This is a genomic window from Streptomyces sp. NPDC059994, assembly GCF_042737755.1.
Classification (GTDB): Bacteria; Actinomycetota; Actinomycetes; order Streptomycetales; family Streptomycetaceae; genus Streptomyces.
The window spans coordinates 1-8,121 of record NZ_JBHWUR010000069.1; the positions used below are offsets into that span (position 1 = coordinate 1).

The 8,121-nt window shown below is 67.7% G+C and carries 9 protein-coding genes; 3 read left to right on the top strand and 6 right to left on the bottom strand.

The features are described 5' to 3' along the window. Positions 1-144: 144 nt before the first annotated feature. The 3 genes from ACFWA7_RS27490 to ACFWA7_RS27500 form a co-directional block, all read right to left on the bottom strand. Complete coding sequence (locus ACFWA7_RS27490) at positions 145-417, bottom strand: bacteriocin immunity protein (RefSeq protein ID WP_385825684.1); 273 nt, start codon at positions 415-417, stop codon at positions 145-147. Positions 418-616: 199 nt separating this feature from the next. Beyond that, positions 617-1,165 carry a hypothetical protein gene (locus ACFWA7_RS27495; protein WP_385825686.1) on the bottom strand — a complete coding sequence of 183 codons (549 nt, stop codon included), beginning with the start codon at positions 1,163-1,165 and terminating at the stop codon, positions 617-619. Positions 1,166-1,274: 109 nt separating this feature from the next. Beyond that, the gene (locus ACFWA7_RS27500; RefSeq protein WP_385825688.1) at positions 1,275-1,730 is read right to left on the bottom strand and encodes an SUKH-3 domain-containing protein; all 456 of its coding nucleotides are present in this window, start codon (positions 1,728-1,730) and stop codon (positions 1,275-1,277) included. Between the two features lie 202 nt (positions 1,731-1,932). Here ACFWA7_RS27500 and ACFWA7_RS27505 point away from each other — a divergent pair, with 202 nt between their 5' ends. Further along, positions 1,933-2,697: a hypothetical protein gene (locus tag ACFWA7_RS27505; protein ID WP_385825690.1), complete on the top strand. Its 765-nt coding sequence runs from the start codon at positions 1,933-1,935 to the stop codon at positions 2,695-2,697. A 402-nt stretch (positions 2,698-3,099) separates the two neighbouring features. On the opposite strand, the gene ACFWA7_RS27510 is transcribed toward ACFWA7_RS27505, so the two are convergent. Together ACFWA7_RS27510 and ACFWA7_RS27515 are read right to left on the bottom strand one after the other, a co-directional pair. Next, positions 3,100-4,374, bottom strand: a complete 1,275-nt coding sequence (locus tag ACFWA7_RS27510) for an IS256 family transposase (protein WP_385825726.1) — start codon at positions 4,372-4,374, stop codon at positions 3,100-3,102. A gap of 78 nt (positions 4,375-4,452) precedes the next feature. Further along, entirely contained in the window at positions 4,453-4,833 is a 381-nt protein-coding gene (locus tag ACFWA7_RS27515; RefSeq protein ID WP_385541961.1) for a hypothetical protein, read from the bottom strand. A gap of 555 nt (positions 4,834-5,388) precedes the next feature. Between ACFWA7_RS27515 and ACFWA7_RS27520 the strand changes: the two genes are divergently transcribed. After that, entirely contained in the window at positions 5,389-5,517 is a 129-nt protein-coding gene (locus ACFWA7_RS27520; protein ID WP_385541959.1) for a hypothetical protein, read from the top strand. Between the two features lie 638 nt (positions 5,518-6,155). On the opposite strand, the gene ACFWA7_RS27525 is transcribed toward ACFWA7_RS27520, so the two are convergent. Then, a complete protein-coding gene (locus tag ACFWA7_RS27525; protein ID WP_385825692.1) occupies positions 6,156-7,154 on the bottom strand; it encodes an alpha/beta hydrolase in 999 nt (332 codons plus the stop codon). Positions 7,155-7,298: 144 nt separating this feature from the next. Here ACFWA7_RS27525 and ACFWA7_RS27530 point away from each other — a divergent pair, with 144 nt between their 5' ends. Beyond that, entirely contained in the window at positions 7,299-7,904 is a 606-nt protein-coding gene (locus ACFWA7_RS27530) for a hypothetical protein (protein WP_385825694.1), read from the top strand. Positions 7,905-8,121: the final 217 nt, after the last annotated feature.

An 8,121-nucleotide genomic window follows, 5' to 3' on the forward strand; every position in this document is an offset into this window, starting at 1 on the left:
GTCGCTACGCGACGGGCGAACCGCCGCGCTCCGCGCGGCTGGCCGACGGCTCCGCCGCCGGGTGCAGCCAACTCCGTTGGCTGCGGCTCGTATCGCTCCGCGATTCGGCCTGGCGGAATCCGCTCCGCGGATTCCTGGGTCTGGCTAGGGGGTGGGGTGTCGGCCCTGCCACAGTGCGATTGGCCGGTACGCGAGGGCGGCTTCAACTACCTGATGTGCCGTCAGTTCTCTGTCATATCCCTCGTTCCCGGGATAGTAGATCAGGTCACTGACGCGTGGATGCGGCACGTTCCTCTCCAGGGTTTCGACGAGCGCGTCGTGCTCGTCTTCCGTGCCTTCGCCGTCCATGATGCGCTGTACCAGGTCCACGAGCTCGTCCTGTGCCAGGGTTCCCGCCCGGCTGGATTGTCTGGTCATCTGGCGCGCCCCTCTCCTCGGCCCGTGGATGTTGTTGCTCTCCCGGGGGTCGTCCGGGCATGTTCACGATAGTGGCTGTGCGGGACGAGTGTGAGGTCTATGGAAGCAGAAAACTATGGATGCTTCGAGATCTTGGCGTGCCCCTTTGCGGATGACGCGAGGCCTCTGGCGGAATCATGATCGTCAACTGCGCGTCCACCTAGCTGAGTTGACTGCTCCTCTGATCGGTCGGCGCGGTGAGGTCAATGACCGCCCATAGGCGTGTTCCGTCAGGAGCGCGGTCGGTGCCGCATGCGGCGACCGAGGGACAATCGGCCACGGTGGCCAGGGTCGGCTCGGTGGGTGTGTCTGAGGTGTGCTGGTGGCTGAGGACGAGGATGCAGGCTTGGCCCTGTTCGTCGGCGAGGTGGACGCTGATGCGTTGTCCCGCGTCTGCCACAGCCGGCGCCATAAGGGCGGTCACCACATGCTTCACCGCCGTCGCGTCGGGGCAGTAGCCCCACGCCCGGAGCTGGTCGACGATCCGGCGCTGAGCGGCGTTTGCGGTCCATGGGGCCGACTCCATGGGCCAGTTGACGCAGCGGCGGTTCGCCAGCGTCACTCGTGCCCGCGCGTCCTGGAGGAGGGGCTTGGGCGCAGCGCCGGTGTCGGGCGGGAAGGGCGACGGCGGCTTCTTGGGCGGGGTCGGGGTCTTGGGCGGATAGTCCGGCCGGTGCTCCAGCGCGGCGTCCTGGGAGATCTCGGCCATCTTCTGATCCCTTCCCCGGCCATGCGCGTTACTGCCGGCGCCGTACAGGCCATGGTACGGACCGGGATGGCGACCCGTCAGCGCCTCGCGCGAATCGGCGGGTGCCCTTTCAGAGCTGCTCGTGTCCGTCATCGATCGTGCGGGGCATCACGCCGAGGATCAGGTTCTCCAGAGCGCGCGGCATGACTCCGAAGCTGGCGACCCACGTCTCGACCAGATAGATCTCACTGTTCTCGTCGATGCCGAGAAAGAACCGACCGCCATCGAGCTCACCGAGAGGGAAGAGCTCTCTGCCCAGGACGTCGCTCCACTGGGAGAACCGGTCTTCCTCTCCCCAGGCCAGCTCCGGGTCCAGTTCGAATGGCTCGCGGGCGCGGCTGATTCCCGGGCCGCCGTGGCTCACGGCCAGCCCCCCGAACTCCTGGAGGAACTCCTGCGCGGCAGCGTGCATACAGATGCCGACTCCTTCGAACATGGACCGCCAGCCCGCCGTGTCGACCCGCCTGCCGGCCGTCCAACCCGAGGCCTCCAGGACCTCAAGCACCTCCGGTGACCATGTGCTCATGCCAGACCCAGCTTCCCCCGACGTGGAATAAGGAGGCGATCATCCCAGCAGATGCGCCGAGCCGGGTACGGCGTGTGGTCTCACCTGAAGGAAGGTGGCCGCGAGCCCGTTCGGTCCTGACCGCAGTTCCGTGAGGCTCAGCTCATGGTGATCTACTACAGCCCCTGCTCTCGGCTTCGGTCGGCCCTGCCACAATCCGGAGATGACCAACGATGCCGTACCCGCAGAACTGCCTGATGCTGCCGTGGTGCTGGCAGGTACCGACTGGGAAGTCCTGGAACACGCCATGGGGCCGGCCGAGGACACGCCTCAGATGCTGGCCCAACTCCTCGGTAGTGACCAGCGTGGGAGGTCAGAGGCGCTGGACTACCTGCACCACGTGGTGCACCACCAGAACACCCTGTACGAGGCGACGGTCCCCGCCGCGCTCTACGTGGCCGCGATTCTCAGCGACCCGCGCACCTGCCTGCCGGTCGCCCACGACTTTCCCGGCCCTCTGCGCGCCGCACTGCTGGGCTGGCTCGGCTCGGTCAGCGACGCGGCCAGTGATGAAATCGCCATGATCAGCCGCCGCATCGGCTTCCCGCCGGAGGAATACCCTCCATTCGTCCAGACCTGTCTGATCCGGCCCTTGCTCTACTCCGCGGTCGCGGCCTTCCTTCAGGACCCAGACCCTCACGTGCGCGAAGCGGCAGTCGCTGCGTGCATCCCTCTGCTCGACGACCAACGCCTGAACCATCACCGCAAGAAGCTGGTGCCGCTTCTGCGGGACCCATTGGCCGTGAGCGAGCTCTGGCAGTACCGCGAACGAGCGATCGAGACCCTTGAAGCATGGGGCGAGGACATCACGGGCCTGCCGCTGCAACGAGATGCCTTCGCGGTCTGCGATCCACAAGACACCAACCCAGCGCCGACGACGGCGGGACCCCCATCCCCCTGGGGCCGCGTCGACGACCTTCCGTTCTGACCAACGATCGAGCACCCGGTGAAGACCGTTCACGAAATCGCGGACAGAGCCCGTTCTCGTGGACAACGCACGACCAGAGTCTCTCGCCACGAGCCCCATGGACAGCCTCGCCGCACGGCTGGGGTTTTCGCAGGCGCTGAGTCCGGGCCGAGGACCAGCCCATAGCCCCCTCCGCAGGGGGCTATGGGCTAGGGGTTGCGGGGGCAGGAGGGAGGATGTCGTCGATGAGCCGTTGCTGCTCGCTGGAGAGCTGTCCGGCGGTCTGCTTTTCATGCTGGTCTTGCACCACCACGGGCCGATCATGACGCGCTCTCCGTCTACTTCGATGCCTTCCCGGGCGCCGGGCAGGCGGCCGTGGCGTCCACGAGGGCGTGTCAGCGATCTTGTGTAAGTCGTCTGGTGTCATTGGATGCTGAGCCGGTCCTCGAAGAAGAGTGAGAACTGGTTCAGTGCCTCTTTCCAGTGTGCGGCGACGTGGTTCTTGTCGCGCGCTTTGGGGTTGATCTGCTCGCGGACCGCGAGGTAGAGGACCTTCAACGCGGCCTGCTCCGAGGGGAAATGGCCGCGATTGCGGGTGGCCTTGCGGAGGCGGGCGTTGATCGATTCGACCATGTTCGTGGAGTAGACCACCGTCCTTATGGCCGGCGGGAACGCCAGGTAGGGCGTGAACTCCGGCCAGGCCGACCGCCAGGTCCGGACGATCGCCGGGTAGCGTTCGCCCAGGTCAGAGGCTGCGAACAGGTCGAGGGCCTGTTCGGCGGCCTGTTCGGTCGGGGCCGTGTAGATGGCCTTGAGAGCCGGCACCAGTTTGGGGTGGTCCTTCGACGACGAGAGCCTGAGCGAGGCTCTCGTCAGGTGGATCACGCACGTCTGGACGGTGGCTTTGGCCCAGGTCGCGGTGACCGCGTCGGGCAGGCCCTTCAGGCCGTCACAGACCACGATGCAGACGTCCTCGATGCCGCGGTTCCGCAGCTCGGAGAGGACCGCCATCCAGGTGGTGGCGCCCTCACCCTCGGCTCCGACCCACAGGCCGAGGACGTCTTTGCGGCCGTCCATGTCGACGCCCACGGCCAGATAGACCGGCTTCGACGTCACCGAACCGGAGCGGATTTTGACCCACAGCGCGTCGATGTAGATGATCGGCCAGACCGGGTCGAGGGGCCTGTTCTGCCAGGTCACGAGCTCGTCCACAACTGCGTCGGTGACCTTGCTGATCAGGTCGGGACTGACCTCGACCCCGTAGATCTGGGCGAGGTGGGAGCGGATGTCGCGCACGCTCATCCCGCGGGCGTAGAGCGAGAGGATCCGGTCGTTGAACCCCGCGAGGCGGCGGGCGTTCTTCGGGACCAGCCGCGGTTCGAAGTCGCCGTTGCGGTCCCGCGGCACCGCCAACGTGACCGCGCCGGCATCGGTCAGGACCGTCTTGGGCGAGGTTCCGTTGCGGGAGTTCCCCGAGCCGTGACCCGCTGAATCTCCGCGTTCGTAGCCGAGGTGTTCACTCATCTCGGCTTCCAGAGCCCGCTCGAGAACGGCCTTGGTGATCTCCGTCAGGAGCCCGCCCTCACCGAGCAGGGCCGCCCCGGAGGCGTCAGCCCACCGACGCGGCCGCTTCGTTTCTGTCTGCCATGACTCGTCCGATCCGCCCGGCCCACAGGCCCGAGGCCGAGCCCGGGCCAGGCTTCCACATCACGGACTTACACGATCTTTCAGACACGCTCGCGGTATTGCCCCTAGGGGGCCTCTGTCGTCGTGCGGCTACAGCACGGCGATGGTGAACGCCTTGTCCGCAGCGGAGTTGTTGCTGCTGGTCATGACCAGGATGGTGTCGGCGGCGTTGCCGCAACTTGGATGGGGTGTTCCCAGGGTGAGGATCTGGCCATAGTCGTTGGTGAGCGTCGCGAGGATCGCCGCGTTGGCGAGCTTGATCTCCGGGTCCAGGACTTTGACGCAGTACGTGCCAGCCTTCGGCCGGCTGACCGAGGTGTTCTTGCCGTGCAGGAGCTTGCCGTCCGCGGTCACCACCGCGGCGGCGCGGGCGTAGGGGGCGGTCGTATCTGCGTTGGCGATGCCGGCCGTCAGCGTGACGGCAGTCAGCACCGTCGTGCCGACCACCGCGGCGCGGGTCTTAAAAGTCATGGTGGGCGCTCTTTCTCTGGTGGCTCCCGGTCGTGGCGGGAGCGGGCCTGAGTGCCAGGTGACACCTGGCTGGGGCGGATCTCGTCAGGAGGATGCAGAGGTAAAGCTGGTCGTTGCCAGCCGTAGGGGCGTCCCTGGGGCTGGCCTCGACAGTGTCAAAGGCGAGGCAGGTGCCCGTATCGGCACACGTCGACACGTCGAGGGTGCCTCCTGACTACCGAGGCCATCTTTGATCATCCAGGGCACAGAGATCGCAACCGCCGCGACCCTCACACCCGAATGGACGCAAAGTGATCACTCGATCAAACCAGCGATGGCGCCCAGGGCAGGGAAACGGCCTCGCGACCAGCGGAACCGTGGGCAGCCCTACCAGACCGTCGGAATACCGCAGGGTACGAAAACCGACACTTCACCAGTGCCTCTACCCCCGGCGACGACCCATCGGAGCTCATCCCCCGCATCCCACGCGCCGTCCAGACGTGGGGCGTCTTCTTACGCCACCCCCATCCGTTCTATGGCTGCGGCTGCGGCTGCGAGTGGGACGACATCTGGCGCATGGTCTGGGCACCCGCCACCGAACCCGGTGCGGTCCCGGTCACCGCCATGCGGCACCCGGCCGCCCTCGCGATCGCGGCGGGCCTCCCCAACCCCGACGAAGGCGCGCCCGCGAGCTGGGCCGCCTGACTCCGCGTGCACCCGCACGTGGTGAAGGCCCAGCCCTCAAAACAGGGCTGGGCCTTTTTGCGTTCGGCACCCAGCGGGACCTGGCCAGGGGCGGGCGGCGCCACGCGTGTCAGTGAAGTTCGACGCACTGCCTTGCGCTGCCGTAATTGAAAAGGACACAGACGCGCGTTCCCGGGGCGACGGCCGGTCCGGTGTGGCCGCCGCGCCCCCACGTGACCTCATGCCAGGAGTGGACAACCGCCCCCCGACGCCACCCTCCGCCCACCCGGGCCACGCGGCCCGGCTCCTGATACGACCACTGGGCGCGATACACCGCACCCCGGGCGACCGGACTCCGCGACGCGCTCACCCACGCCACGTGTCGCTGTGACGATCCAGGCGCGTACCAGTAGTTCACGACGACGCCGTAGGCGCAGCCGCCCGCCGAGCGCGGCCTGCACGAGCTGGCCCGCAGGTCCTTGACCGAGTCGGATGCCGATGCCGGTGGGCTAGCGGCACCGGCGAGAGCGATCGCCGTCAAAGACGCCGCCATCAGTGCGCGTGCTGAAGTCAGCATTCCTAACCGGGTGTGGCTCTTCTGAAGGGACGGATGTCTGCAGCTCATGGCAGGATCTGCCCTTGACCGCCGGAGGAGACCGTCAGTTGGCGAGAAGGCGCTCGAGCCAGTTGCGGCGTGCCGCGACGGCGGCCTTGCTGATCCGCGCCTCGGGGGCTTTCCGGTCGAAGGAGTGGATTCCGCCGGGCCACACGTGCAGCTCGGCTTTGCCGCCGGCCTGCCAGATCCGGTCGGCGTAGGCGAGGATCTCGTCGCGCAGGCACTCGGCGGAGCCGACGTCGAGGAACATGGGCGGCAGGCCGGTCAGGTCGGTGGCGCGGGCGGGCGCGGCGTACTGCGGCACGTCAGCTCCGCCCTGGGCGTCGCCGAGCAGCGAGTTCCAGGCGAAAGCGTTGTGGCTGCGGTCGAAGAGTTCGATGTCGTCCATCTGCCGGGCCGAGGCGCTGTCGTTGCGGTCGTCGAGCAGGGGGGCAGTCAGCAGTTGGCCGAGCAGGCGGGGACCGCCCTTGTCGCGCACGTACAGGGCGAGCGCGGCGCTGAGGCCGCCGCCGGCGCTGGGGCCCGTGACGATGATGCGCTCGGGGTCGATGCCGAGCTCGTCCGCGTGGTCGGCGACCCACAGCAGGCCGGCGTAGGCGTCGTTGATCTGGGCGGGGTAGGGGTGCTCGGGCGCGAGCCGGTAGCCGATCGAGATCAGCGTGGCCCCGAGCTGCACGGCCGTGTCGAGTATCTGGTCGAGCCCGAGGCGGTGATCGCTGCAGTAGAAGCCGCCGCCGTGGATGAAGTAGAGCACCGGCCGCGCTGCGGGCGCGCCGGGGGGCGTGCACACCAGCAGCGGGATCTCGGGGGCGCCGTCCAGGCCGGGTACCGAAGGCTGGGAGACGACGAAGCGTCCGCCATGGCTGAGGTCCTCGAGCGCCACCACTGCGTCGTCGACCCCCGCGCGGATCACCGACAGCTTCTCAAGGTTCATCGGCGCCAAGTCCGGTTCCTCCGCCAGGTAGGCGTCATAGGCCACCTGAACTTCGACATCGAGGGGAACGGGAACAGCGGGCACGGCCTGACCAGATTCAAGATCCATGCGCGGACGGTAGCGCCCCTGTTCCCTTCGCGTCATTCGGTTTTGGGTGCGGCTCTTCTGAAGCGAAGCGTTGCGTTGGGGAATCTCGGTTGGGGATGTGCTCGCCTCTGTCCGTCTCTACCTTGGTAGTGGAGGGGGTGCCGGATGGGATCGCTGTTTGAGGAGTTGGAGGCCCGGGAGGCGGCTGCCCGGGTGCGGGTGGAGGAACTTGAGGAAGAACTCGCCCTCGTGACCATGCAGTTGGGGCAGGCCCGGGAGGGTCTGGAGCGGTTGCGGGTCACGCGGGAGACGGTTGCCGAGGTGCTGGCTGAGATGACGGTGGCTTCGGAAGCGGAGACGGAGGTCGAGACACCGGACGGTGGTCAGGTGTCGTCGCCGTACGCGGGTGCGGAACGGCGGGTGGTGGGGGTCCTGGCGGTGCCGAAGTGGCAGCCGGGCATGGATGTGAAGGTCCTGCCGCAGGTCTACCAGGACATCTGCGCAGGTCGGGAAGATCGAGGGCACGCGCTCGAAGCTGAAGCGCCTCGTCGAGCGGGGCTGGCTCGACGAGGACGAACCGGGGCTGTTCACCCCGGCCCGCGGCCGGGCGGGAACCTCGCCCAACTCCGGGTAGAGGCGGGGCTCTTCTCTCTACAGTCGAAGGTGCCACCCAATCGACCCAGCACGAGAAGAGCCCCGGGATGGAACCGTATGCCTCTCACACGGGCGCTGACCTGTTTGCCCGCTCGGTCAGTGCCTTCGAATCGCTGATACGCACCCTGCCAGGCGGACCTGCCGCCTCATGGACCCACGCCGCACTCGAAGTGCCTGTTTCTGAACCCCAGAACAGCAGGTCAACCAGCCATTGCCCGGAATGCGAAGTTTGCGGAAGCGTGGGGGCCACCGGGACCCGGGCCCGGGGGGGCACGGCAAAGCAGGGGGGTGGGGGGGGGGGCGGGGGGGGGTGGGGGGGGGCGTAACACCGCGG